The sequence below is a fragment of the Alicycliphilus sp. T452 genome (assembly GCF_054512775.1).
Genome location: NZ_JBTNEH010000024.1, coordinates 1 through 24,394, shown reverse-complemented (window position 1 = coordinate 24,394; position 24,394 = coordinate 1). Strand labels below are relative to the sequence as shown.

At 68.1% G+C, this 24,394-nt stretch carries 21 protein-coding genes and 1 pseudogene; 11 read left to right on the top strand and 11 right to left on the bottom strand.

Annotation, left to right across the window (positions count from 1 at the left end):
- The first annotated feature begins 159 nt into the window (after window positions 1-159).
- Window positions 160-693 carry an inorganic diphosphatase gene (gene ppa / locus ACX12L_RS18425; protein ID WP_459263894.1) on the top strand — a complete coding sequence of 178 codons (534 nt, stop codon included), beginning with the start codon at window positions 160-162 and terminating at the stop codon, window positions 691-693.
- Between the two features lie 200 nt (window positions 694-893).
- Complete coding sequence (locus ACX12L_RS18420; protein WP_459263893.1) at window positions 894-1,400, top strand: chemotaxis protein CheW; 507 nt, start codon at window positions 894-896, stop codon at window positions 1,398-1,400.
- A 36-nt stretch (window positions 1,401-1,436) separates the two neighbouring features.
- On the opposite strand, the gene ACX12L_RS18415 is transcribed toward ACX12L_RS18420, so the two are convergent.
- Complete coding sequence (locus tag ACX12L_RS18415) at window positions 1,437-2,672, bottom strand: GNAT family N-acetyltransferase (RefSeq protein ID WP_459263892.1); 1,236 nt, start codon at window positions 2,670-2,672, stop codon at window positions 1,437-1,439.
- An 86-nt stretch (window positions 2,673-2,758) separates the two neighbouring features.
- Here ACX12L_RS18415 and ACX12L_RS18410 point away from each other — a divergent pair, with 86 nt between their 5' ends.
- Together ACX12L_RS18410 and ACX12L_RS18405 are read left to right on the top strand one after the other, a co-directional pair.
- Window positions 2,759-4,423, top strand: a complete 1,665-nt coding sequence (locus tag ACX12L_RS18410) for an NAD+ synthase (RefSeq protein WP_459263891.1) — start codon at window positions 2,759-2,761, stop codon at window positions 4,421-4,423.
- A 49-nt stretch (window positions 4,424-4,472) separates the two neighbouring features.
- Window positions 4,473-4,811, top strand: a complete 339-nt coding sequence (locus ACX12L_RS18405; protein WP_459263890.1) for a P-II family nitrogen regulator — start codon at window positions 4,473-4,475, stop codon at window positions 4,809-4,811.
- On the opposite strand, the gene ACX12L_RS18400 is transcribed toward ACX12L_RS18405, so the two are convergent.
- The 6 genes from ACX12L_RS18400 to ACX12L_RS18375 all read right to left on the bottom strand — a co-directional run bounded on the left by ACX12L_RS18400 (window position 4,812) and on the right by ACX12L_RS18375 (window position 8,335).
- Complete coding sequence (locus tag ACX12L_RS18400; protein ID WP_459263889.1) at window positions 4,812-5,405, bottom strand: LOG family protein; 594 nt, start codon at window positions 5,403-5,405, stop codon at window positions 4,812-4,814.
- Window positions 5,398-5,796 carry a diacylglycerol kinase gene (locus ACX12L_RS18395; RefSeq protein ID WP_459263888.1) on the bottom strand — a complete coding sequence of 133 codons (399 nt, stop codon included), beginning with the start codon at window positions 5,794-5,796 and terminating at the stop codon, window positions 5,398-5,400. Before ACX12L_RS18395 ends, ACX12L_RS18400 begins: the two co-directional genes overlap by 8 nt.
- 62 nt (window positions 5,797-5,858) lie before the next feature.
- Entirely contained in the window at window positions 5,859-6,431 is a 573-nt protein-coding gene (locus ACX12L_RS18390) for an RDD family protein (protein ID WP_459263887.1), read from the bottom strand.
- Between the two features lie 27 nt (window positions 6,432-6,458).
- The gene (locus ACX12L_RS18385) at window positions 6,459-7,283 is read right to left on the bottom strand and encodes a DUF3106 domain-containing protein (protein ID WP_459263886.1); all 825 of its coding nucleotides are present in this window, start codon (window positions 7,281-7,283) and stop codon (window positions 6,459-6,461) included.
- A 24-nt stretch (window positions 7,284-7,307) separates the two neighbouring features.
- A complete protein-coding gene (locus tag ACX12L_RS18380) occupies window positions 7,308-7,769 on the bottom strand; it encodes a DUF3619 family protein (RefSeq protein WP_459263885.1) in 462 nt (153 codons plus the stop codon).
- Window positions 7,766-8,335 (bottom strand): RNA polymerase sigma factor, encoded by a 570-nt coding sequence (locus tag ACX12L_RS18375; RefSeq protein WP_459263884.1) that lies wholly within the window; start codon window positions 8,333-8,335, stop codon window positions 7,766-7,768. The genes ACX12L_RS18380 and ACX12L_RS18375 overlap by 4 nt, the downstream gene beginning before the upstream one ends.
- Window positions 8,336-8,623: 288 nt before the next feature.
- Between ACX12L_RS18375 and ACX12L_RS18370 the strand changes: the two genes are divergently transcribed.
- The 7 genes from ACX12L_RS18370 (at window position 8,624) to ACX12L_RS18340 (ending at window position 17,907) form a co-directional block, all read left to right on the top strand.
- On the top strand, window positions 8,624-10,417 hold the full coding sequence (locus ACX12L_RS18370) for an acetolactate synthase 3 catalytic subunit (protein ID WP_459263883.1): 1,794 nt from the start codon (window positions 8,624-8,626) through the stop codon (window positions 10,415-10,417).
- Window positions 10,418-10,603: 186 nt separating this feature from the next.
- Window positions 10,604-11,095 carry an acetolactate synthase small subunit gene (gene ilvN, locus ACX12L_RS18365; RefSeq protein ID WP_013518619.1) on the top strand — a complete coding sequence of 164 codons (492 nt, stop codon included), beginning with the start codon at window positions 10,604-10,606 and terminating at the stop codon, window positions 11,093-11,095.
- Between the two features lie 53 nt (window positions 11,096-11,148).
- Window positions 11,149-12,165, top strand: a complete 1,017-nt coding sequence (gene ilvC / locus ACX12L_RS18360) for a ketol-acid reductoisomerase (RefSeq protein ID WP_013518620.1) — start codon at window positions 11,149-11,151, stop codon at window positions 12,163-12,165.
- 175 nt (window positions 12,166-12,340) lie between these two features.
- Window positions 12,341-13,177 carry a CDP-diacylglycerol--serine O-phosphatidyltransferase gene (gene pssA / locus ACX12L_RS18355; RefSeq protein WP_459263882.1) on the top strand — a complete coding sequence of 279 codons (837 nt, stop codon included), beginning with the start codon at window positions 12,341-12,343 and terminating at the stop codon, window positions 13,175-13,177.
- Window positions 13,178-13,455: 278 nt separating this feature from the next.
- A complete protein-coding gene (gene leuA, locus ACX12L_RS18350; protein ID WP_459263881.1) occupies window positions 13,456-15,123 on the top strand; it encodes a 2-isopropylmalate synthase in 1,668 nt (555 codons plus the stop codon).
- Between the two features lie 35 nt (window positions 15,124-15,158).
- Entirely contained in the window at window positions 15,159-16,700 is a 1,542-nt protein-coding gene (locus ACX12L_RS18345) for a 2-isopropylmalate synthase (protein ID WP_459263880.1), read from the top strand.
- Window positions 16,701-16,815: 115 nt separating this feature from the next.
- Window positions 16,816-17,907: a serine hydrolase gene (locus tag ACX12L_RS18340; protein WP_459263879.1), complete on the top strand. Its 1,092-nt coding sequence runs from the start codon at window positions 16,816-16,818 to the stop codon at window positions 17,905-17,907.
- Window positions 17,908-17,972: 65 nt separating this feature from the next.
- Here the strand turns inward: ACX12L_RS18340 and ACX12L_RS18335 are convergent, their stop codons facing one another.
- From ACX12L_RS18335 to ACX12L_RS18320, 4 genes and pseudogenes are all read right to left on the bottom strand, one after another.
- Window positions 17,973-18,785 (bottom strand): IclR family transcriptional regulator, encoded by an 813-nt coding sequence (locus ACX12L_RS18335; RefSeq protein WP_459263878.1) that lies wholly within the window; start codon window positions 18,783-18,785, stop codon window positions 17,973-17,975.
- A 65-nt stretch (window positions 18,786-18,850) separates the two neighbouring features.
- Window positions 18,851-22,846 (bottom strand): trifunctional transcriptional regulator/proline dehydrogenase/L-glutamate gamma-semialdehyde dehydrogenase, encoded by a 3,996-nt coding sequence (gene putA / locus ACX12L_RS18330; protein WP_459263877.1) that lies wholly within the window; start codon window positions 22,844-22,846, stop codon window positions 18,851-18,853.
- A gap of 144 nt (window positions 22,847-22,990) precedes the next feature.
- Window positions 22,991-24,232 (bottom strand): acyl-CoA dehydrogenase family protein, encoded by a 1,242-nt coding sequence (locus ACX12L_RS18325; protein ID WP_459263876.1) that lies wholly within the window; start codon window positions 24,230-24,232, stop codon window positions 22,991-22,993.
- A gap of 29 nt (window positions 24,233-24,261) precedes the next feature.
- Window positions 24,262-24,394, bottom strand: a pseudogene (locus ACX12L_RS18320) (phosphotransferase family protein); the annotation flags it as partial.

Below are 24,394 nucleotides of genomic sequence, written 5' to 3'. Positions count from 1 at the left end.
AACGCAGGCGAAGGGCTTGCCCAGCGTTGCTTCCTCGCGCCCGGTTCCGGGAGACGATTGGCCAACAGGGGCATTTAACGCCAAACCTGGCGTTGCAAGCAAGCAGCAAGGGGCGAGCGCCTAAAATCCGCCCGTCAATTCACACCTAGACCCCCAACCATGTCGCTGAACAACGTCAAGCCCGGCAAGAACATCCCCGATGCCTTCAACGTGGTGATCGAGATCCCCGCGGAATCCGATCCCATCAAGTACGAGGTGGACAAGGAGTCCGGCGCCGTCTTCGTGGACCGCTTCCTGACCACGGCCATGTACTACCCCTGCAACTACGGCTACGTGCCCCAGACCCTGTCGGGCGACGGCGACCCGGTGGACGTGCTGGTCATCACGCCCTATCCGCTGCACCCTGGCGTGGTCGTGCCCTGCCGCGCCCTGGGCATCCTCAAAATGGAGGACGAAGCCGGCGTGGACGGCAAGGTGCTGGCGGTGCCCACCACCAAGATCCTGAAGATGTACGAGAACTGGAAGACCGTGCAGGACGTGAACCCCATGCGCCTGAAGGCCATCAGCCACTTCTTCGAGCATTACAAGGACCTGGAAGAGGGCAAGTGGGTCAAGGTGCTGGGCTGGGAAGGCGTGGACGCCGCGAACAAGGAAATCCTGGACGGCGTCGAGAACTACAAGAAGAGCCTCTGAACCTGCCGCAGCTGCTCCGGCTGCCAGTTGCATGAAAGCCTGCTCGCAACCAGCCAGCAGGCTTTTTTGTGTGCGGATAACGTCAAATGTCAGAATAAGTAACCGCGAACTGCTATGCTGGCGAGGTATCGAGCACGGATGCCGGCGCGGGGCCGGCGTGCGCAGTCGAGTTGCCCGAGACCATTTCCCAAGGAGTTGCCATGCTGTCCTCTGCCGCCCAGCGTCCTTCCACCGGCAGTGCCGCCGCCAGCGCCGCGGCGGAGTTCCTGACCTTCCGCCTGGGCCAGGAGGAATACGGCATCGACATCCTGCGCGTGCAGGAGATCCGCTCCTACGAGCCGCCCACGCGCATGGCCCATGCGCCGGAGTTCATCAAGGGCGTGATCGACCTGCGCGGCGTCATCGTGCCCATCGTCGACCTGCGCCTGAAGCTGCACTGCGCGACGGCCGAATACACCGACTTCACCGTGGTCATCATCCTCAACGTGGGCGGCACCGTGCTCGGCGCGGTGGTGGACGCGGTGGCCGACGTGGTGGCCCTGCCGGCCGACGCCATCAGGCCCGCGCCGCAGTTCCAGGGGCAGGTGGACGCCGCGTTCGTGCGCGGCATCGCCACGGTGGACAAGCGCATGCTGATCGTGATGGACATCGAATCGCTGCTCAGCAGCGCAGAGATGGGGCTGGTCCGATCCGCTGCGGCGGCTTGAAGCCGCGGCCATGGTCTCCCGGGACCGCGACGGCCGTCAACTGCCCTCCCGCCTGAACGGGCTGCGCGCACGCAGTCCCTCCAGGTAGTGCGCCATGCCTTCGCCCTCGCGCTCCAGGAAGCGCTCCACCGCGTCGGCGAACGCCGGGTGCGCGAGCCAGTGGGCGCTGCCGGCCTGCACCGGCATCAGCGCGCGGGCCATCTTGTGTTCGCCCTGCGCGCCGCCCTCGAAGCGCTGCACGCCATGCGCGATGCACCATTCGATGGGCTGGTGGTAGCACGCCTCGAAGTGCAGGCAGTCCACGCGCTCCAGCGCGCCCCAGTAGCGGCCGTAGGCCACCGTGGGGTTTGAATGATTTGGGCCTCCGGGATTTGATGGACAAGCGCTGACAGCTATCAGACTGCTAGCGACCGGGCGGCCCGCGCGCTCGGCCACGAACAGCACCCAGTCCTGCGGCATGTCCGCCGCCATGCGCGCGAAGAAGTCGCGCGTGAGGTAGGGCGGGTTGCCGTGCTCCAGGTAGGTGCGTTCGTAGCAGCGGTAGAAGAAATCCCAGTCCGCGTCCGTGATGCCGCGCCCCTGCAGCACGCGAAAGCCCACGCCGGCTTCGCGCACGCGGCGGCGCTCCTGGCGGATCTTCTTGCGCTTGTCCTGCGACAGCGAGGCCAGGAAGTCGCCGAAGTCGCCGAACGGCCCGCCGCGTGCGGGGTGCAGGTTGTGCCAGTGGAACTGCACCTGGTGGCGCAGCATCAGGCCGGCCGCGCGCGCGGCGGCCAGGTCGTCCTCGGCCGCGAACAGCAGGTGCAGCGACGACAGCCCGGCCTCGGCCGCCCAGGAGAGCAGCGCCCGCAGCAGCGCGGCGCGGGCCGGGCCGTCGCGCGCCAGCAGCCGCGCGCCGGGCACGGGCGTGAAGGGCACGGCCACCACGGCCTTGGGGTAGTAGGGCAGGCCGTGGCGCTCATGGGCGTCGGCCCAGGCCCAGTCGAAGACGTATTCGCCGTAGGAGTGCGTCTTGACGTACAGGGCGCAGGCGGCGCACAGCGCGCCGTCCTGCCACAGCGTGAAGAAGCGCGGCACCCAGCCGGTGCGCGCCGTGGCGCTGCCGCTCGCCTCCAGCGCCGCCAGGTAGGCGTGGCGCATGAAGGGGGTGGGGTGCGCCTGGCGGGCCAGCAGGGCGTCCCAGGCGGCGGCATCGACCCGGGCGGCCGAATCGGACAGCCGCAGCTCGTAGCGGGCGGTGGCGGAGGGCACGTGCGTGCGCGTGTGGGGCATGGGGGCCGATCATGGCGCCAAAACCGCTGCCCTGCCGGGGATGGGGCCACGCGGCATAATCAGCCGGCTTTTTTCGCCCATCCTTTATGTCCTTCGTCATCTGCATCGCCCAGCTCAACTTCATGGTGGGCGACGTGCCGGGCAATGCCCAGAAAATCATGGCCGCCGCGCGCCAGGCCCATGCGGCGGGCGCCCGGCTGCTGCTCACGCCGGAGCTGGCGCTGTGCGGCTACGCGGCCGAGGACCTGTACCTGCGGCCATCCTTCCTGTCCGCCTGCGAGCAGGCACTGGCCGGGCTTGCGGCCGCCACGGCCGCGCTGCCGGGGCTGACCCTGGTCGTGGGCCACCCGCAGCGGGTGCGGCACGCCGTGGGCGAGGGCGGGCGCGGCCTGTGCCACAACGCGGCCAGCGTGCTGCGCGCGGGGCGCATCGAGCACACCTACGCCAAGCAGTACCTGCCCAACTACGAGGTGTTCGACGAGCGCCGCTACTTCGTGCCCGGCGACGGCAGCTGCATGTTCGAGGTCGAGGGCGTGCGCATGGGCCTCCTGATCTGCGAGGACGCATGGTTCCCGGGCCCGGCCCGCGGCGCGCGGCAGGCGGGCGCGCAGATGCTGCTCACGCTCAATGCCTCGCCCTACCACCTGGGCAAGGGGGCGGAGCGCGAGCAGGTCATGCGCGAGCGCGTGCGCGACACCGGCCTGCCCCTGGTCTACGCCCATCTGGTGGGCGGGCAGGACGAGGTGGTGTTCGAGGGCCGCTCGTTCGCCCTGAACGCCGACGGCAGCGTGGCCGCGCGCGCGCCGGGTTTTGAGGAAAAAATGCTGTTCGCGCAGGTGCACCAAGCGCAGGCAGCTATCACTATCGAAGCAGACGTGGCGCCCACCGAAGGCTGGGAGGCCGAGCTGTGGTCCGCCCTGGTGCTGGGCGTGCGCGACTACGTGGGCAAGAACGGCTTCCCCGGCGCGCTGCTGGGGCTGTCGGGCGGCATCGACTCGGCCCTGGTGCTGGCCATCGCCGTGGACGCGCTGGGCGCCGACAGGGTGCGCACGGTGATGATGCCCTCGCCCTACACGGCCGACATCAGCTGGATCGACGCGCGCGACATGGCCGCGCGCCTCTCGGTGCGCTACGACGAGATCGCCATCGCGCCGCAGTTCGAGGCCTTCAGGGCCGCGCTCGCCCCGCTGTTCGAAGGTCGCGCCGAGGACACGGCCGAGGAGAACCTGCAGGCGCGCATCCGCGGCACGCTGCTCATGGCGCTGTCCAACAAGTTCGGCAGCGTGGTGCTCACCACCGGCAACAAGAGCGAGATGGCCACCGGCTACTGCACGCTCTACGGCGACATGGCCGGGGGCTTCGCCGTGATCAAGGACGTGGTGAAGACCCGCGTGTTCGCGCTGGCGCGCTGGCGCAATGCCCACGACCCCTACGGCACGGGCGCCAACCCCATCCCCGAGCGCATCATCACCCGACCGCCGAGTGCCGAGCTGCGCCCCGACCAGAAAGACCAGGACAGCCTGCCGCCTTACGAGGTGCTCGATGCCATCGTCGAGCGCTACGTGGAAAACGACGAGCCCCTGGAGGACATCGTGCGCGCAGGGTTCGACCGGGCCGACGTGGAGCGCGTGACCCAGCTCATCCAGGTCAACGAATACAAGCGCCGCCAGGCGCCCGTGGGCGTGCGCGTCACGCGCCGCAGCTTCGGCAAGGACTGGCGCTACCCCATGACGAACAAATTCAGGGCCTGACGCCTTCCGGCCACGCCCCCGCTTCACCCACATTCCAGGAGTCCACGCCATGCACATGATCACCGCCGTCATCAAGCCCTTCAAACTGGAAGAGGTCCGCGAGGCCCTGGCCGAGTGCGGCGTGACGGGGCTCACGGTGACGGAGGTGAAGGGCTTCGGCCGCCAGAAGGGCCACACGGAGCTGTACCGCGGCGCCGAGTACGTGGTGGACTTCCTGCCCAAGGTCAAGATCGAGGTCGTGGTGCGCGCCGAGGACGTGGACCGCTGCGTGGACGCCATCGTGGGCGCCGCGCGCACGGGCAAGATCGGCGACGGCAAGATCTTCGTGACCGCCGTGGAGCGCGTGGTGCGCATCCGCACGGGCGACCTGGACGACGCCGCCGTGTGATCAGATCACGTCGCGCAGGGGAATGGTGCTGGCGCTGAGGCCGGCGTCCTGCACCAGCGCGGCGAGCAGGGCCGCGGGCTCGGTGCCCGTGCGGATCAGCCCCATCTGCCACTCGCTCATGAGGCCGCAGCGCTCGGAGTGCCTCAGGAAGTCCAGCAGGCCGCCGTAGTAGCCATCGGTGTCGAGCAGGCCCACGGGCTTGTCGTGGTAGCCCAGCTGGCGCCAGGTCCAGACCTCGAACAGTTCCTCCAGCGTGCCTATGCCGCCGGGCAGCGCCAGGAAGGCGTCGCTGCGCTCGGCCATCATGGCCTTGCGCTCGTGCATGCTCGTGACGATGTGCAGCTCGTCGCACAAGTGGTTGGCCAGCTCCTTGTCCACCAGCGCCTGGGGGATGATGCCGACCACGCGCCCGCCCGCCATGCGCGTGGCCTCGGCCACCGTGCCCATCAGGCCGCTGCGCCCGCCGCCATAGACCAACTGCCCGCCGTGCTGGCCGATCCAGCGGCCCACGGCCACGGCGGCCTCGGTGAACAAGGGGTTGTCGCCGGGACGCGAGCCCAGGTACACGCAGATGGAAAAGGCGGCATCAGCCATGGATAAACCTTTGGTAGAGCGCGGCGGCCCAAGTCGCGCCGCACAGCAGCAGGCTCAGCAGCACGGCGGCGCTGCCCATGTCCTTGGCGCGCCTGGACAGTTCGTGCAGTTCGGGGCCGATGCGGTCGATGGCCGCCTCTATGCCCGAGTTGAGCAGTTCGGTGATCAGCACCAGCATCACGGTGCCGGCCAGCAGCGCGGTCTCCGCCCAGCCGCTGCCGAGCCAGAACGCCAGCGGCAGCAGCACGGCGGCCAGGCACAGCTCCTGGCGGAAGGCCTTCTCGCCCCAGCCCGCGCGCAGCCCCGCGACGGAGTAGCCCGTGGCGTGCCACAGCCGGTTCAGGCCGGTGCGCTGCTTGTGCGGGTGGGGGCTGGCGGGCGGCAGGGACATGGGCGGTGGCGTCGGTGGGCGATGGGGCGGCCCCGGCACGACCGTGGCCGGGGCGCTGCCCGTCATTTGTTCTTGCGCGGGCGCGGCGGCAGCTCGTGGTGCACCAGGCGGGTGCCCGCCAGCGCATCGTGCCAGAACTGGCGCTGCGGGTGGAGATGGCTGGCCAGGGCCCAGAGGATGACCCACAGGGCCAGCAGCAGCAGGGTCGCCAGCACGGGCACGCCCGCCGCGTACGCCGCCAGCGGCGGCAGGAACCACAGCCAGCCCAGCAGGTAGCGCAGCAGCGCGCGCCGCTGGCTGATGGCGCGGCCCTGGTTGTCCACCACACGGATGTGCCAGGTCTTCATGGCCAGGGTATGCCCGCGGGACCAGAACCAGACGAAGTAGATGCCGAACACGACGAACAGGAAGGCCTGCAGCGCATGGCGGTTGTCCAGTGCATTGCGGGTCTGCGTCAGCGTGCCGAACAGGTAGCCGGCGATGAACACCACGCCGAACATCAGCATGCCCTCGTACAGCCAGCAGGCCATGCGGCGGTACAGCGGGGGGGCCATGGTGCCCGCCGATGGGGCCGGGGGGGAGGGCGTCGCGGCGTTGGAGGACTGGGAGGCGCCTGGCTGGCTGGGGGCGTGCATGCGGGAAGAGCGCGGAATTCGGGAGCGCTATTGTGGCGGATGCAGCGGCGTCAGGTCGCGAACGGGCTCCTCCCGCGCATCGGGCGCGGAGGCCGGCTGCAGGGGGGGCAGGGAGGCCGGCACGGCCGAGGGCGTGGCGACGGGGGCCGTCTCCACCACCGCCGGCGCGGGCACCGGCAGCACCTGGGGCGTGTGGAGGAGCTCCGGTGCCACGATCTTCGGCGGGTTGGGCACGGCCGGCGGCGTGTCGGCCGCCGCGGGCACGCGGGCCAGCTTCTTGGGCGAAACGGGACGCACGGCGGTGGCCGCGCCCCGGGGCCTGGGCGCGGCCTTGGCCGCCAGGCGCTTCTTTTCCTCGGCGCTCAGCGCCTGGTAGGCCTCCCATTGGGCGCGCTTGCTGTCCGCGGGGAACTGGGCCGTGGCGGCGTAGTTCAACCGCGCCTGGCTGCGCTGCTGGGCGCTCAGGCTGGCCCAGTCGGTGATGCGGGCCAGCATCTTCTGCTGCTCCTCGGGCGAGAGCGCGTGAAAGCCCGCCGCAAGGTTCAGCCAGTTGCGCTTCTGGACCTCGCTGAGCAGGCTCCAGCGGTCGGCCAGCGGGTACAGGGCTTCCTTCTGCGCGGTGGTCAAGGCGGTCCATGGGGGGCCCGCCTCCGGTTGGAGCGATGGCCGGGGCTCGCCGAAGGCCCGGTGCTTGCCGGCGTGCAGCGCCTGCGCCGGCACGGGTGTGCTGGGTGCGATGCGCACGTAGATCGCCATCCACCAGCCCGTCGCGGCCAGCGCGCCCAGCAACACAAAAGCCAGCAGGAATGCTGGCAGTGCGTAGGAGGGCGTGGGACCGGGTGGTGCGTGCATGCAGGCTGGGGAGTCGGCTCGCCGTTACCGGGCCTGGTTGGCCGACTTGAGGAATTGCAGGAAGCCCGGGTCGGCATAGGCCGAGGGCGGCAGGTCGTCCGTCAGCAGGGCGGCATCCACCTCGGCGATCTCGGTGGCCACGGCGTCATCCTGCACCATGTTGACGAAGAACAGGCCGACGACCAGCGCCGCCAGCGGCACGGCCGATACCAGGACACGCCACCAGTTGCCGTCTTCCCGGCCCCAGCCGCCCAGCGCGGCCGTGGATCCGTTGGTCACCACGTGCGTGGCCGTCGCCGTTTCCCGCACGGGCAGGCTCACGGGGCGCTTGCGCCTGGCCAGCGCCTGCATGCGTGCGGCGCGCAGGCGCTCGGTGATGTCGTAGGGCAGGTCGGCGTTGCCGTGCGTCAGGCGTGCCGCGAGGCGGCGTGCGTAGGCATCCGCGGCCTGGGCGGCTTGCATGGTGGGTTCGGTGGTGCGGTTCATAGCACGATTCCTTTGGCCTTCAGTGCCTTGCTGAGCGATTGGACGGCGCGGAAACAATGTGTCTTGACACTGCCCTCGGAGCAGCCCATGGCGGCTGCCGTTTCCGCGACGTCCATTTCCTCCCAGTAACGCATCAAAAAGGCTTCGCGTTGACGCGCGGGTAATTGTTGTATCTCTATTTCGATGGCCCGTAGAACCTGCGTTCGCCGCAGGGTATCTTCGGCGCTTTGCGCGGTTTCGCCATCGGGGAGGCCGGCGTGGACTTCGAGCAGGTCGAAATCGGCTCCGTCCTCGCCCGGCCCTTCGAAGTCGCTCAGGCTGGAAAACAGCGCATTGCGGGTCTTTTGCCGGCGGAACCAGTCCAGCGTGCAGTTCGTGAGGATGCGCTGGAACAGCATGGGCAGCTCGCCCGGGGGCTTGTCGCCATAGTGCTCTGCGAGCTTGAGCATGCTGTCCTGGACGATGTCCAGGGCCGCTTCCTCGTTGCGAACGTGGTACAGCGTGCGCTTGAAGGCACGCTTGTCCACGCTCTTGAGGAAGTCGGAAAGCTCTTGTTCGGTAGCCAAAAGACAAAAGGCCCGTGATGGGCCGGTTGAAGCGGCGCAACGGGCATGGATGCGGGTTGCGAATGGCGGATTATGGCATTGGGGGTGTATTTTTTTCCGCCAGCGCCGCGCAATCGGATGTGTGCAGTGCAATAATCGCGGCTGCAATTCAAAAAGGCAAACGGGTCCCGGTTCGGCGTAGCACTCCTCTCGCCCATGGCCGAGGCCTCAAGTTCCAAGTCGGCTTCACAAGAGCGCGCACGAGGGGCACCCAAGGTTTTTCGTTAGAGAAATTCGCAAAGGTTGATCATGGAAATCTCCAAGGCCGAAATCAGCTCGGCAGCGCAGGCCGCACGCGGCGGCAACTCCCCCGCATCGGGCACCCAGGAACTCATGGGCGCCGAAATCCTCGTCAAGGCACTGCAGGCCGAGAGCGTGCAGTACATGTGGGGCTATCCTGGCGGCGCCGTGCTCTACATCTACGATGCGCTGTACAAGCAGGAAAGCATCCAGCACGTGCTGGTGCGCCACGAGCAGGCGGCCGTGCACGCGGCCGACGGCTACGCCCGCGCCACGGGCGAGGTGGGCGTGGCGCTGGTCACGTCGGGCCCCGGGCTGACGAACGCGGTCACGGGCATCGCGACGGCCTACATGGATTCGATTCCCATGGTGATCATCTCCGGCCAGGTGCCCACGCCCGCCATCGGGCTGGACGCCTTCCAGGAGTGCGACACCGTCGGCATCACGCGCCCCATCGTCAAGCACAACTTCCTGGTCAAGGACGTGCGCGACCTGGCGCTGACGCTCAAGAAAGCCTTCCACATCGCGCGCACCGGCCGGCCCGGCCCCGTGGTGGTGGACATCCCCAAGGATGTCTCGTTCAAGAAGACGGCCTACCACGGCTACCCGACGAGCGTGGAGATGCGCTCCTACAACCCGGTCAAGAAGGGCCATGCGGGCCAGATCCGCAAGGCCTTGCAACTGCTCCTGGGCGCCAAGCGCCCCTATATCTACACCGGCGGCGGCGTGCTGCTGGGCAATGCCACGCAGGAGCTGCGCACCCTGGTGGACATGCTGGGCTACCCGGTCACGAACACGCTGATGGGCCTGGGCGCCTACCCGGCCACGGACCGCAAGTTCCTCGGCATGCTGGGCATGCACGGCACGATCGAGGCCAACAACGCCATGCAGAACTGCGACGTGCTGCTGGCCGTGGGCGCGCGCTTCGACGACCGCGTGATCGGCAACCCCAAGCATTTCGCGCAGAACGACCGCAAGATCATCCACATCGACATCGATCCGTCTTCGATCTCCAAGCGCGTGAAGGTCGACATCCCCATCGTGGGCGACGTCAAGGAGGTGCTGTCCGAGCTGATCTCCATGGTCCGCGAGAGCACCACGCGCCCCGATGCCGGCGCCCTGGCGGCATGGTGGGAGCAGATCGAGGCCTGGCGCGGCCGCGACTGCCTGAAGTACGATCGCAGCAACCCCGAGGTCATCAAGCCGCAGCATGTGGTCGAGACGCTGTGGAACATGACGAAGGACGCCGACGCCTACATCACCTCCGACGTGGGCCAGCACCAGATGTGGGCCGCGCAATACTACAAGTTCGACGATCCGCGCCGCTGGATCAACTCGGGCGGCCTGGGCACCATGGGCGTGGGCATTCCCTACGCCATGGGCATCAAGCTGGCCAAGCCCGACGCCGAGGTGTTCTGCGTGACGGGCGAGGGCTCGGTGCAGATGAACATCCAGGAACTCTCCACCTGCCTGCAGTACAACACGCCGATCAAGATACTGTCGCTGAACAACCGGTATCTCGGCATGGTGCGCCAGTGGCAGGAGATCGAGTACTCGGGCCGCTACAGCCACAGCTACATGGACGCGCTGCCCAATTTCGTGAAGCTGGCCGAGGCCTACGGCCACGTGGGCATGCTGATCGAGCGCCCGCAGGACGTGGAGCCCGCGCTGCGCGAGGCGCGCAAGCTCAAGGACCGCACCGTGTTCCTGGACTTCCGCACCGACCCGACCGAGAACGTGTTCCCCATGGTGCAGGCGGGCAAGGGCATCACCGAAATGCTGCTGGGATCGGAAGACCTGTAAGGAAAATCGGCAGCAAACGCTTGCTGGGCAAGCGCTGGCAGCTATTCATCGAATAGCATTCTTTGACGAATCTATTGCCTGCCAAGCCTGGCGCTTACCGGCGCCGGGGGAGGGCAGCGAAAAACGACAGTTTTCAGCGACCATTTTTTGATCGTGCTGTCGTCGCAAAAAGAGGAAGCACATCTCATGAAACACATCATTGCCGTTCTGATAGAGAACGAGGCCGGCGCGCTGTCGCGCGTGGTGGCGCTGTTTTCGGCGCGTGGCTACAACATTGAATCGCTCACGGTGGCGCCGACGGAAGACCCGTCGCTGTCGCGCATGACGATCCAGACCACGGGCTCGGACGACGTGATCGAGCAGATCACCAAGCACCTGAACCGCCTCATCGAGGTCGTGAAGGTGGTGGACCTGACCGAGGGCGCCTACACCGAGCGCGAGCTCATGATGGTGAAGGTGCGCGCCGTGGGCAAGGAGCGCGAGGAGATGAAGCGCATGGCCGACATCTTCCGCGGCCGCATCATCGACGTGACCGACAAGAGCTACACCGTCGAGCTCACGGGCGACCAGTCCAAGAACGACGCCTTCCTGCAGGCCATCGACCGCACGGCCATCCTGGAGACCGTGCGCACCGGGGCCAGCGGCATCGGCCGCGGCGAACGCATCCTGCGCGTGTAGGACAATCCCATCTTTCCCCCTTTCCCCTGACAAGAATCCCAACCGGAGCGACCATGAAAGTTTTCTACGACAAAGACTGTGACCTGAGCCTCATCAAGGGCAAGACCGTGGCCATCATCGGCTACGGCAGCCAGGGCCATGCCCACGCGCAGAACCTCAACGACAGCGGCGTGAAGGTCGTCGTCGGCCTGCGCAAGGGCGGCGCCTCGTGGGACAAGGTCGGCAAGGCAGGCCTCACCGTGAAGGAAGTGAACGACGCGGTCAAGGAAGCCGACGTGGTCATGATCCTGCTGCCCGACGAGCAGATCGCCGAGGTGTACAAGAACAACGTGGAGCCGAACATCAAGCAGGGCGCCTCGCTCGCCTTCGCCCACGGCTTCAACGTGCACTACAACCAAGTCGTGCCGCGCGCCGACCTGGACGTGTGGATGGTCGCCCCCAAGGCTCCCGGCCACACCGTGCGCAACACCTACACCCAGGGCGGCGGCGTGCCCCACCTGGTGGCCGTGCACCAGGACAAGTCCGGCCGCGCGCGTGAACTGGCCCTCTCGTACGCCATGGCCAACGGCGGCGGCAAGGCCGGCATCATCGAGACCAACTTCCGCGAAGAGACCGAGACCGACCTGTTCGGCGAACAGGCCGTGCTGTGCGGCGGCGCCGTCGAGCTGATCAAGATGGGCTACGAAACCCTGGTCGAGGCCGGCTACGCCCCCGAGATGGCCTATTTCGAGTGCCTGCACGAGCTCAAGCTCATCGTGGACCTGATCTACGAAGGCGGCATCGCCAACATGAACTACTCGATCTCGAACAATGCCGAGTACGGCGAGTACGTGACCGGCCCCGAGGTCATCAACGAGCAGTCGCGCGCCGCCATGCGCAATGCCCTCAAGCGCATCCAGGACGGCGAGTACGCCAAGATGTTCATCCAGGAAGGGCGCCTGAACTACCCCAGCATGACGGCACGCCGCCGCAACCTGGCCGCCCACTCCATCGAGCAGGTGGGTGCCCAGCTGCGCGCCATGATGCCCTGGATCGCCAAGAACAAGCTGGTGGACCAGAGCCGCAACTGATGCCGGCGGCGCGGCCGAGTGCTGCGCCACCACTGTATCCAAGGCCACCTCGGTGGCCTTTTTTGCGTGGCGCGGCAGGGCTACACTGCGTCCTTTCGCGCCGCACCTGCAAAAAAGATGACTATAAAATTCATAGCTTATTGCGCTTGTCCATCAAGCCTTGGAGGCCTGTTCGATGCATGATGGCAACGATGCCGGCGAAGGCACGGGCGTGCTGGTACGCAAACGCCGCAAGGGCATTTACATCCTGCCCAACCTGTTCACCCTGGCGGCGCTGTTCGGCGGGTTCTATGCCATCGTCATGGCCATGAACGGGCGCTTCGAGATGGCGTCCATCGGCGTGTTCTGCGCCATGGTGCTCGACAGCCTGGACGGGCGCGTGGCACGCATGACCAATACGCAGAGCGCCTTCGGCGAGCAGATGGACTCGCTGTCCGACATGGTGTCCTTCGGCGCCGCGCCCGCGCTCATCGCCTATATGTGGGCGCTGCAGGGCCTGGGGCGCTGGGGCTGGATCGCGGCCTTCGTCTACTGCGCCTGCGCCGCGCTGCGGCTGGCGCGCTTCAACGTGAATACGGGCGTGGTGGACAAGCGCTACTTCCAGGGACTGCCATCGCCGGCGGCGGCGGCCCTGGTGATGGGCTTCATCTGGCTGCTGACCGACGCGGGCGTGCGCCCGGGGCAGGGCGTGCTCGGCCTGTCCTGGGGGCAGATCACCTGGGTGATGTTCGGCTTCACGCTCTATGCGGGGCTGACCATGGTCACCAACGTCCCCTTCTACAGCTTCAAGGATTTGCACATGAAGAAAAGCGTGCCCTTTTCGGCCATCGTGCTCATCGCCCTGGGCATCGCCGTGATCAACATCCACACGCCCACGGTGCTGTTCGGCGTGTTCGTGCTCTATGGCCTTTCGGGCTATGCCGTCTATGCCTGGCGCAAGGCCAAGGGGCAGCACACCAGCGTGATCAGCACCTCGACCGACGAGCCGGACGAGCAGGGCTTGCATCACTGACCCGCAGCCTTTGCGCCGCCTTCCCTCGCGCGTGCGGCTGCGGCCCGCCCCGGGGCGTCGGCGGGCAGCGGGGCGTTTTTGTGCTAGAGTGCGCCCCATGCAGTTTCTGTCGCTAGCGCTACTACACAACTTGTCCAACGGGCAGGCACAGTAGCGCACGCGTACACACACCTACTTCCACGGCCCGTGAGCACCAGCGACGGGCCGTTTTTGTTTTTCTCGGGGTCGCTGGGCACAGGCCGGATTCGTTTCCTTGTTCCACGAAAGAGAGAGCCCCGATGTTGCACGACCCCGCCACCAAGTACCGCCCCGCCACTCCCGTGCGCCTCGCGGACCGCACCTGGCCCGATGCGGTGATCACCAAGGCCCCCGTCTGGTGCAGCGTCGACCTGCGCGACGGCAACCAGGCCCTGATCGAGCCCATGGACATAGCGCGCAAGATGCGCATGTTCGAGCAACTGGTGAAGATCGGCTTCAAGGAGATCGAGGTCGGCTTTCCCTCCGCGTCGCAGATCGAGTTCGACTTCGTGCGCAAGCTCATCGAGGAAGACCGCATCCCCGACGACGTGACCATCCAGGTGCTGACCCAGGCGCGCGAGCCGCTGATCCGCCGCACCTTCGAGGCGCTGGAGGGCGCGCCGCGCGCCATCGTGCACCTCTACAACGCCACCGCGCCCGTGATGCGCCGCGTGGTGCTGGGCATGGGCGAGGATGAAATCGTGGAGCTGGCTGCGAGCCATGCGCGGCTGTTCAAGGACATCGCGGCCGGGTACCCGGCCACCGACTGGACCTTCGAGTATTCGCCCGAGATGTACTCGGACACCGAGCTGGAATTTTCCAGGCGCGTGATCGATGCCGTCACCGACGTGTGGCAGCCCACGCCGCAGAAGAAATGCATCATCAACCTGCCCACCACGGTGGAGCATTCCACGCCCAACATCTTCGCCGACATGGTGGAGTGGACGCACCGCCACGTGCAGCGCCGGGACAGCATCGTGCTGTCCGTGCATCCGCACAATGACCGCGGCACCGGCACGGCCACGGCAGAGATGGCGTTGATGGCGGGCGCCGACCGCCTCGAGGGCTGCCTGTTCGGCAACGGCGAGCGCACCGGCAACCTCGACGTGGTGAACGTGGCGCTCAACATGTACACCCAGGGCGTGTCGCCGGGGCTGGACTTCTCGGACATCGACGGCATCCGCAGCACGGTGGAGCATTGCAACCAGCTGCCCGTGCACCCGCGCCACCCCTACGTGGGCGACCTCGTCTACACCTCGTTCTCGGGCTCGCACCAGGACGCGATCAAGAAGGCCTTTGCGGCGCGCCGGGAGGGCGACATCTGGGACATGCCCTATCTGCCGATCGACCCCAAGGACCTGGGCCGCAGCTACGAGGCTGTCATCCGCGTCAACAGCCAGTCCGGCAAGGGCGGCATCTCCTACCTGCTGGAGAGCGAATACGGCCTGCAGTTGCCGCGCCGCCTGCAGATCGAGTTCAGCCAGGCCGTGCAGCGCGAGATGGACGCCTGCGGCAAGGAGCTGACGGCGGACGACCTCTGGAGCCTGTTCCAGCGCGAGTACCGTTTCAGGTCGGTGGCCGCTCCCGCCTACCGCATGCAGGAGCAGGACGGCGGCTTTTCGCTCCACGCCAGCCTGCAGTGGCAGGGCGAGCCGCTGGAGATCGAGGGCGAGGGGACGGGGCCCATCGATGCCTTCGTGCAGGCCGTGTCCTCGGCGCTCGAGCGCGAGGTGCGCGTGCTGGACTACAGCGAGCACGCCATCGGCGAGGGTGCCGGCGCCAAGGCCGTGGCCTATGTGGAAATGCGCATCGACGGGCACCACACGGTGTACGGCGTGGGCATGGACGCCAACATCGTCTCCGCATCCATACGCGCCATCCTCTCGGGCCTGGAGCGCGTGCCGCAGGCGCAGGCAGTCGTCGCTTAAAGTCCCGCTTTCCGCTCACACGACAGAGGCACCCCATGAGCACAGACAAACTCATCATCTTCGACACCACCTTGCGCGACGGCGAGCAATCGCCGGGCGCCTCCATGACGCGCGACGAGAAACTGCGCATCGCGCGCCAGCTCGAGCGCCTGAGGGTGGACGTGATCGAGGCCGGCTTTGCCGCCAGCTCCAACGGCGACTTCGAGTGCGTGCAGGCGATCGCCCGCGCCATCAAGGACTCCACGGTCTGCTCGCTGGCGCGCGCCAACGACCGCGACATCGCGCGCGCCGCAGAGGCGCTCAAGGACGCGAACCGCGCCCGCATCCACCTCTTCATCGCCACCAGTCCGCTGCACATGGAGAAGAAGCTGCGCATGACGCCCGAGCAGGTGCTGGAGCAGTCGCGCCTGTCCACGCGCTTTGCGCGCAACCTCATGGACGATATCGAGTTCAGCGCCGAGGACGGCTATCGCAGCGACCCGGACTTCCTGTGCCGCGTGGTCGAGGCGGCCATCGAGGAGGGCGCCACCACCATCAACATTCCCGACACCGTGGGCTACGCCATACCCGAGCTGTACGGCAACTTCATCAGGAACCTGCGCGAGCGCGTGCCCAACAGCGACAAGGCGGTCTGGAGCGTGCACTGCCACAACGACCTGGGCATGGCCGTGGCCAACTCGCTGGCGGGCGTGAAGATCGGCGGAGCGCGCCAGGTGGAGTGCACCATCAACGGCCTGGGCGAGCGCGCGGGCAACTGCTCGCTCGAAGAGGTGGTGATGGCCGTCAAGACGCGGCGCGACTACTTCGGCCTCGAAGTGGGCATAGACACCCAGCATCTGCTGGCCGCCAGCCGCATGGTCAGCCAGACCACGGGCTTCGTCGTCCAGCCCAACAAGGCCGTGGTCGGTGCGAACGCCTTCGCGCATGCCTCCGGCATCCACCAGGACGGCGTGCTCAAGGCGCGCGACACCTACGAAATCATGCGCGCCGAGGACGTGGGCTGGAGCACCAACAAGATCGTGCTCGGCAAGCTTTCGGGCCGCAACGCCTTCAAGCAGCGCCTGCAGGAACTGGGCGTGGAGCTGGAGAGCGAGGGCGAGATCAATGCCGCCTTCGCCAGGTTCAAGGAACTGGCCGACCGCAAGAGCGAGATCTTCGACGAGGACATCCTGGCCCTGGTCAGCGACGAGAGCATTCACGGCGACAAGGAGCAGTTCGGCTTCGTCTCGCTCGCCCAGCACAGCGAAACCGGCGAGCGCCCCCAGGCCAGCATCGTCTTCACCATGGATGGCAAGGAGGTGCGCAGCTCCTCCGAAGGCAACGGCCCCGTGGATGCCTCGCTCAAGGCGATCGAGGCACATGTGCAAAGCGGCGCCGAGATGGTGCTGTACTCCGTCAACGCCATCAGCGGCTCCACCGAGAGCCAGGGCGAGGTGACGGTGCGCCTGCAGAACGCCGGCCGCGTGGTCAACGGCGTGGGGGCCGACCCGGACATCGTGGTCGCGTCGGCCAAGGCCTACCTGAGTGCGTTGAACAAGTTACAAAGTAAAGCCGAACGGGTGGCTGCACAGGGCTGAAGGCCGCGCCTATAATTCAGGCAGCTTTTTAAAAAAGTCGCGCAAGATATTGATCTTGCGCGGCTTTTTTTAATTTTGTACACTGCCACACAGTTTTTGCAGTTTGGAGCATATGATGCACGCCCGATTTGGCATCGCCTCCCGTCTTTCTCATGCGCTGGCTCTCTTGACCGTAGGGGTGGCGCTGGCCTCTCCCGGCGTGCACGCGGCCGAGCGCAAGCATGCCGCCGCCAAGAAACATTCCACCGCCGTCGCCGCCAAACGCGCGGCGCCCAAGCATGCAGCCAAGGTCCAGCACAAGACGGCTTCGGCCAAGGCCACGCGCGTGTCCGCGCGCAGCGCCAAGACACCGGTTCGCATGGCGGCAGAGCCGGCGCGGCTGTCGTTCGGCCAACTGGCGGGCCTGCACGAGGTCAGCGACCCGCTCGATCTGAAGTCCAGCGTGGCCCTGGTGATCGACCAGGACACCAAGGAGGTGCTGCTCAGCAAGAACGACCATGCGGTGCTGCCGATTGCCTCGTTGACCAAGCTCATGACGGGCCTGCTCATTTCCGAGGCGCGCCTGCCCATGGACGAGCCCATCACCATCACCCAGGACGACGTGGACACCGAAAAGGGCAGCGGCTCGCGCCTGACGGTGGGCACTACCCTGTCGCGCGGGGAGCTGCTGCACCTGGCCCTGATGTCCAGCGAGAACCGGGCGGCCCATGCTCTCGGGCGCACCTATCCCGGCGGGCTGGAGGTGTTCGTGCAGCGCATGAACGCCAAGGCCAGGCTGCTGGGCATGACGGAGACGCGCTACGTCGAGCCCACGGGCCTTTCCAGCAAGAACCAGTCCAGCGCGCACGACCTGGCCACACTGGTCAACGTGGCGCATGGCGACCCGCTGCTGCGCGAGTTGTCCACGTCGCCCAGCCATGAGGTCGCCGTGGGCCAGCGCGTACTGCAGTACAACAACACCAACCGTCTCGTGAAGAGCCCCGCGTGGGACATCGGCCTGCAGAAGACCGGCTACATCTCCGAGGCCGGGCGCTGCCTGGTGATGCAGGCACAGGTCGCCGGCCGCAAGCTGATCATGGTGTTCCTCGACTCGGCCGGCAAATTCAGCCGTCTGGGCGACGCGGAGCGGGTTCGTTCCTGGGTCGAAAAGGGGCATCCCGGGAACAGCGCCAGCCTGCATCTGGGTGCGACGGCGCCCAATAGCTGACGCAGCGCCCGGGATCGTCGCCGCCCCTCCAACGGCCCCGGGCGGCGATCGTTGCCCGGCCGTGCCTACGGCTTTACCGGGCCATTGAGCGTCGTGCGCAGGCCTGCCGTATAGCCCAGGGCCAGCGAGATCTCCCGGGCCGCTGCCTGCAGCTTGGGCAGCCAGCCTTCGTCCAGGCGGTCGGCGGGCGCCGAGATCGACAGGCCGGCCACCAGTTGTCCCTGGTCGTCGTACACGCCCGCCGCCATGCAGCGCACGCCCAGCTCCAGTTCTTCGTTGTCGTGCGCCACGCCATACTGCCGCGCCTTGCCGAGCTCGCGCTCCAGGAGGAGCAGCTGGGTGATGCTGTTGCGCGTGTGGCCCGGCAGCCCGGTGCGCGTGGCGTAGGCACGCACGCGCTGGGGGTCGTCCGCCGCCAGGAACAGCTTGCCGGTGGAGGTCAGGTGCAGCGGTGCATGCCCGCCGATGGCGCGCACGACCTGCATGCCCGAGCGCTCGCTGTACGTGCGCTCGATGTAGACGATTTCATCGCCCTGGCGGACGCTCAGGTTGACGGGCTGCTGGATCAGCTTGTGCAGCTGGCGCATGGGCGCCATGGCGGCGTCGCGCACGGACAGGCGTGCCTTGACCAGGTTCCCCAGTTCCAGGAGGCGCATGCCCAGGCGGTAGCTGCCCGATTCGGGCCGGTCGACGAAGCGCCCTATCGTCAGGTCGTTGAGGATGCGGTGCGCGGTGGATGGGTGCAGCCCCGTTTTCTCGCTGATCTCCTTGAGCGAAACGGACTCCTCCTTCGAGGCCAGCACGTCGATCAGCTGGAACATGCGCTCCAGCACCTGGACGTTCGGCTTGGCGGTCATGTCCGCAGGGCTTTTCTTCATGGAAATCACATGGGTTGCGAAAGCCGGTGATTTTATCTGGTGAAAAGCAATCTTGCCGTTTCGTTTCAGGCCATGGTCATCAGCTGGGCATTGCCGCCGGCCGCCGCCGTGTTGGTGCTGATGGACTGCTCGTGGCACAGCGCGGCCAGGTCGTAGCCGCGGCCGGCCTGCAGCTCGTCGCTGCTGCGGCTTTCCACGCGCACGATGGCGCCTTCGCGCGCCGCCACCTGGGCGCCCACCTGCAGGAGCGCGTCGCCGTCGCCCTCGAACAGCAGGGCCGACATGGCGGCGGTGCCGTCGCCCAGGCAGGCGGCGTCGGCGCCGTGCAGCCATGCCGCGCCGGCGTCGCCGGCCGCGGCGCGCAGCGCCTGCCACAGCGCCGCGCAGCCCTTGTCGTCCTGCGGCAGCACCACGTGGCAGGGGTTGCCGCTGGCAAGGCTGGCCGCCACCTGGTGCATCAGGCCCAGCGGCGTGCGCGGCAGCGCCCACACCGGACCGCGCGGCAGCAGGCGGTAGCGGTTGGATTCCCCCGTGGGGCCGGGCAGCAGCTGGCCCGCGCCCAGGCGCGAGGCGGCCAGCGCCGCATCGCAGGCCATGCGGGCCTGGTCCTGCTCGACGCCGGGCAGCACCGCCTGCCGCAGCCGGGCCAGCAGCTCCAGGGCCGGCTGGGGCTGCCCGGCATCGGCGCGCGGCAGGGCCTGCAGGGCCGCGTTGGGCTCGCCCTGCACCAGGCGGTGCAGGTACAGCGGGCCGCCGGCCTTGGGGCCGGTGCCCGACAGGCCCATGCCGCCGAAGGGCTGCACGCCCACCACCGCGCCGATGACGTTGCGGTTCACGTAGATGTTGCCGGCCGCGATGCGCCCGCTCAGGTGGGCGATGGTCTCGTCGATGCGGCTGTGCACGCCGAAGGTCAGGCCATAGCCGGTGGCGTTGATGCCGTCCACCAGGGCGTCGAGCTGTTCCCTGGCGTAGCGGATTACATGCAGAACAGGGCCGAAGACCTCGCGGGTCAAGCGCGACGTGCTATCGATTTCGATGATCGTGGGGGCGACGAAATGGCCGTTCAGGCTGTCGTCCCGGCGCTCCACGCGCGTGACTTTCTGGCCCGCGGCCTGCATGCGCTCGATGTGCGCCTCGATCTGCGCGCGCGCATCGGCGTCGATCACCGGGCCCACGTCGGTGCCCAGGCGGTCGGGGTTGCCGAGCTGCCATTCCTGCAGCGCGTCGCGCAGCATGGTCAGGGTGCGGTCGGCTACCTCCTCCTGCAGGCACAGCAGGCGCAGCGCCGAGCAGCGCTGGCCGGCCGAGTCGAAGGCCGAGGCCAGCACGTCGGCCACCACCTGCTCGGCCAGGGCCGAGGAGTCCACGATCATGGCGTTCTGCCCGCCGGTCTCGGCGATCAGTGGGATGGGGTGGCCGTTCGGCGACAGGCGCCGGGCCAGCTGGCGCGCGATGAGGCGCGCCACCTCGGTCGAGCCGGTGAACATCACGCCCGCCACCTGCGGGTGCACCACCAGGGCAGCGCCCACGGTCTCGCCCCGGCCCGGCATGAGCTGCAGCGCGCCCTGGGGCACGCCCGCCTCGTGCAGGATGGCGACCATGGCGGCGGCGGTGAGCGGCGTCTGCTCGGCCGGCTTGGCCAGCACCGCGTTGCCCGCGGCCAGGGCCGCGGCCACCTGGCCGGTGAAGATGGCGAGCGGGAAGTTCCACGGGCTGATGGCCAGGACCACGCCCAGCGGGCGCTCCCTGGCGTTGTCGAACTGCGCCGCCACCTGGGCGCCGTAGTAGCGCAGGAAGTCCACGGCCTCGCGGACTTCGGCGATGGCATTGGGCAGGGTCTTGCCGGCCTCGCGCATGATCAGGCCCATGAGCGGCTGGCTGCGCTGCTCCAGCAGGTCGGCGGCGCGCGCCAGCACGTCGGTGCGCGCGGCCGGGGGCGTGCCGGCCCAGATGGGCGCGGCCTGCGCGGCGCGCCCGGTCGCGGCCTGCACCTGGGGCCCGGTGGCCTCGTGCACCCAGCCCACGGTGTCGGCCAGCTCGGCCGGGTTGGGCAGGGCCTGCCAGCCTGGCGTGGCGGCCGGGTCGGCGGGCAGGGGCGCGTCGGGCGGCGCGGCCAGCCAGTTCTGGCGCGTGCTGTGCAGCAGCGCCGCGGCCAGCGAGGCCAGCTGCTGCTCGTGCGCCAGGTTCAGGCCGCGCGAATTGGCGCGGGCCTGCCCGCCCAGGCCGCCGAACAGCTCGGCCGGCAGCGGAATGCGCGGGTGCGGCGCGCCCAGGCGGCCCTCGGTGCGCGCGATCTCCAGCACTTCCCCGACCGGGTCGGCCACCAGATCGGCCACGGGCACGCCGGCATCGCCGATGCGGTTCACGAACGAGGTGTTGGCGCCGTTCTCCAGCAGGCGGCGCACCAGGTAGGCGAGCAGCGTCTCGTGGCTGCCCACCGGCGCGTAGATGCGGCAGGGGCGCGCCAGCTTGCCCTCGGCGGCGGGGCCGGTGACCTGCGCGTACAGCGGCTCGCCCATGCCGTGCAGGCACTGGAACTCGTACTGCCCGCTGTAGTAGCTGCCGCCCACGCTGTGCGCGAGCTGGTAGATGCTGGCCAGCGTCTGCGCGTTGTGCGTGGCGAACTGGGGGTAGACGGCGTCGGGCGCCTCCAGCAGCTTCCTGGCGCAGGCCAGGTAGCTCACGTCGGTGTAGACCTTGCGCGTGTAGACGGGGTAGCCGGCCAGGCCGTCGATCTGGGCGCGCTTGATCTCGCTGTCCCAGTACGCGCCCTTGACCAGGCGCACCATCAGGCGGCGGCGGCTGCGCCGGGCCAGGTCGCTCAGGTATTCGATGACATAGGGGCAGCGCTTCTGGTAGGCCTGCACCACGAAGCCGATGCCGTTCCAGCCCTTCAGGCTGGGCGCGGCGCACAGGGCCTCCATCAGGTCCAGCGACAGTTCCAGGCGGTCGGCCTCCTCGGCGTCGATGTTCATGCCGATGTCGTACTGCTTGGCCAGCTCCGCCAGGTGCAGCACGCGCGGCAGCAGTTCCTGCATCACGCGCTCGTACTGCGCGCGCGAGTAGCGCGGGTGCAGGGCCGAGAGCTTGATGGAGATGCCCGGCCCCTCGAAGATGCCGCGCCCGGCCGACGCCGCGCCGATCGCGTGGATGGCCTGCTCGTAGTCGCGCAGGTAGCGCTGCGCGTCGGTGTCCGTCGCGGCAGCCTCGCCCAGCATGTCGTAGCTGTAGCGGAAGCCCTGCTTCTCATAGGCGCGGCTGTTGGCCAGCGCCTCGGCAATGTGCTGGCCGGTGACGAACTGCTCGCCCATGAGCTTCATCGCGCGGTGCACGCCCTGGCGGATCAGCGGCTCGCCGCCCTTGCCGATCACGCGCGTGAGCGCCGCCGACAGGCTCTTCTCGCTGCTGGTGGAGGTGAGCTTGCCCGTGAGCACCAGGCCCCAGGCAGCGGCGTTGACGAACAGGGACGGCGAGCGGCCCACGTGGGCGCGCCAGTCGCCCTTGCTGATCTTGTCGCGGATGAGCGCGTCGCGCGTGGCCTTGTCGGGTATGCGCAGCAGTGCCTCGGCCAGGCACATCAGCGCCACGCCCTCCTGGCTGGAGAGCGAGAACTCCTGCACCAGGGCGGCCACGCCGCTGGTCATGGGCGCATCGCGCAGGCCCTGCACCAGGCGGGTGGCAAGCTCGCACACCCTGGCCGCCTGCTCCTCGTCCTGCGTGCGCGCCAGCGGCAGCAGGGCCGGCAGGCATTCGGTCTCGGGCCTGTGCCAGGCCGCGGTGATGGCGGCGCGCAGCTCGGTCTGGGGCAGGATGGACTGGGCGAAGGCGAGGAAGGGTTGCGCCTCCTGGGCGGCGGGTTGCGCCATTTCCGCGCCATCCTCCGGCACACCCTCGTCGGCGCCGAAGAGACGGATGGTGGTGGCGCCGCGCTCCAGCGCGTCCACGTATTGCACCACGGCCTGCTTGATCAGCCAGTGGGGGGTGCGGTTCATGCGTTGGGCGGCGCCGCGGATGCGCTCGCGCAGAAGGTCATCGACCTTGATGCCGATCGTGGTGGCCATGGGTGGGGTGGGTAAAGAAAGGTGCAACCTCTGAAACCTGCGAATATCGCAAAGGTTGCGCCTTTTTTATATAGGGTAAACCCTATATTTCCAACCCCATACCCTGGAGGCTGCGGAGCGTGGCCCCGGATCGTGGACGGACCCTCAGGGCCGGATGGCGTGCTTGCCCAGCTCCCACTTGGCGATGGCGCTGCGGTGCACCTCGTCGGGGCCGTCGGCAAAGCGCAGCGTGCGGGCGTTGGCGTAGGCGTAGGCGAGCGGGAAGTCGTCGCTCACGCCGCCGCCGCCATGCGCCTGCATGGCCCAGTCGATCACTTGGCAGGCCATGCCGGGGGCGACGACCTTGATCATGGCGATCTCGGTTCTGGCGACCTTGTTGCCCGCGGTGTCCATCATCCAGGCGGCCTTGAGCGTGAGCAGGCGCGCCATGTCGATCCTGCAGCGCGCCTCGGCGATGCGCTCCTGCGTCACGCCCTGCTGCGCGATGGTCCTGCCGAAGGCGGTGCGCGACAGCGCGCGTTGGCACATGAGCTCCAGCGCGCGCTCGGCCTGGCCGATCAGGCGCATGCAGTGGTGGATGCGCCCGGGGCCCAGGCGCCCCTGGGCGATCTCGAAGCCGCGGCCCTCGCCCAGCAGGATGCTGTCCACGGAGACCCTGACGTTGTCGAATACGACCTCGGCGTGGCCGTGGGGCGCGTCATCGTAGCCGAACACGTTCAGCGGCCGCACGATGGTGATGCCCGGGGTGTCCGCGGGCACGACGATCATGCTTTGCTGCGAGTGCCTGGGCGCATCGGGGTCGGTCTTGCCCATGGTGATGAAGACCTTGCAGCGCGGATCGTTGGCGCCGCTGGTCCACCATTTGCGGCCGTTGATGACGTAGTGGCCGCCCTGGCGCTCGATGCGCGTGCAGATGTTGGTGGCGTCGCTGGAGGCGACCTCGGGCTCGGTCATGGCGAAGGCTGAACGGATGCGGCCTTCGAGCAGGGGCATGAGCCACTCGGCCTTGATGGCCTCGCTGCCGTAGCGCGCGATGGTTTCCATGTTGCCGGTGTCGGGCGCGGAGCAGTTGAACACCTCGCTGGCCCAGGGAACGCGGCCCATGGTCTCGGCCAGCGGCGCGTACTCGGCGTTGGTGAGGCCCGCGCCGTGGTAGCCAGAGGCCTCGGCCGTGTCCACGGGCAGGAACAGATTCCACAGCCCCGCGGCCCGGGCCTTGGGCTTGAGGCTCTCGATGGTTTGCAGCGGCTGCCAGCGGTTGCCGGCGGCGGTGTGGGCCGCTAGTTCGTCGGCGTAGGCCTTTTCGGCCGGGTAGACGTGGTCGTCCATGAACCGGAGCAGGCGCGCCTGCAGTTCCCTGGTCTTGGGCGAGTAGTCGAAGTCCATGGGATCCTCCCTGCGTTGGTGGTTGGGGCTCAGCTGCGCAGCGCGAAAGACCACGCGAGCTGCGCCATGGGCCGCGCCGTGGCGCCGGCGGCCTTTGCCTGGGCGCTGGCGGCGGTGCCATCCTCCACGCGCTTGGCGATGCCCTGCAGGATGGCGGCGATG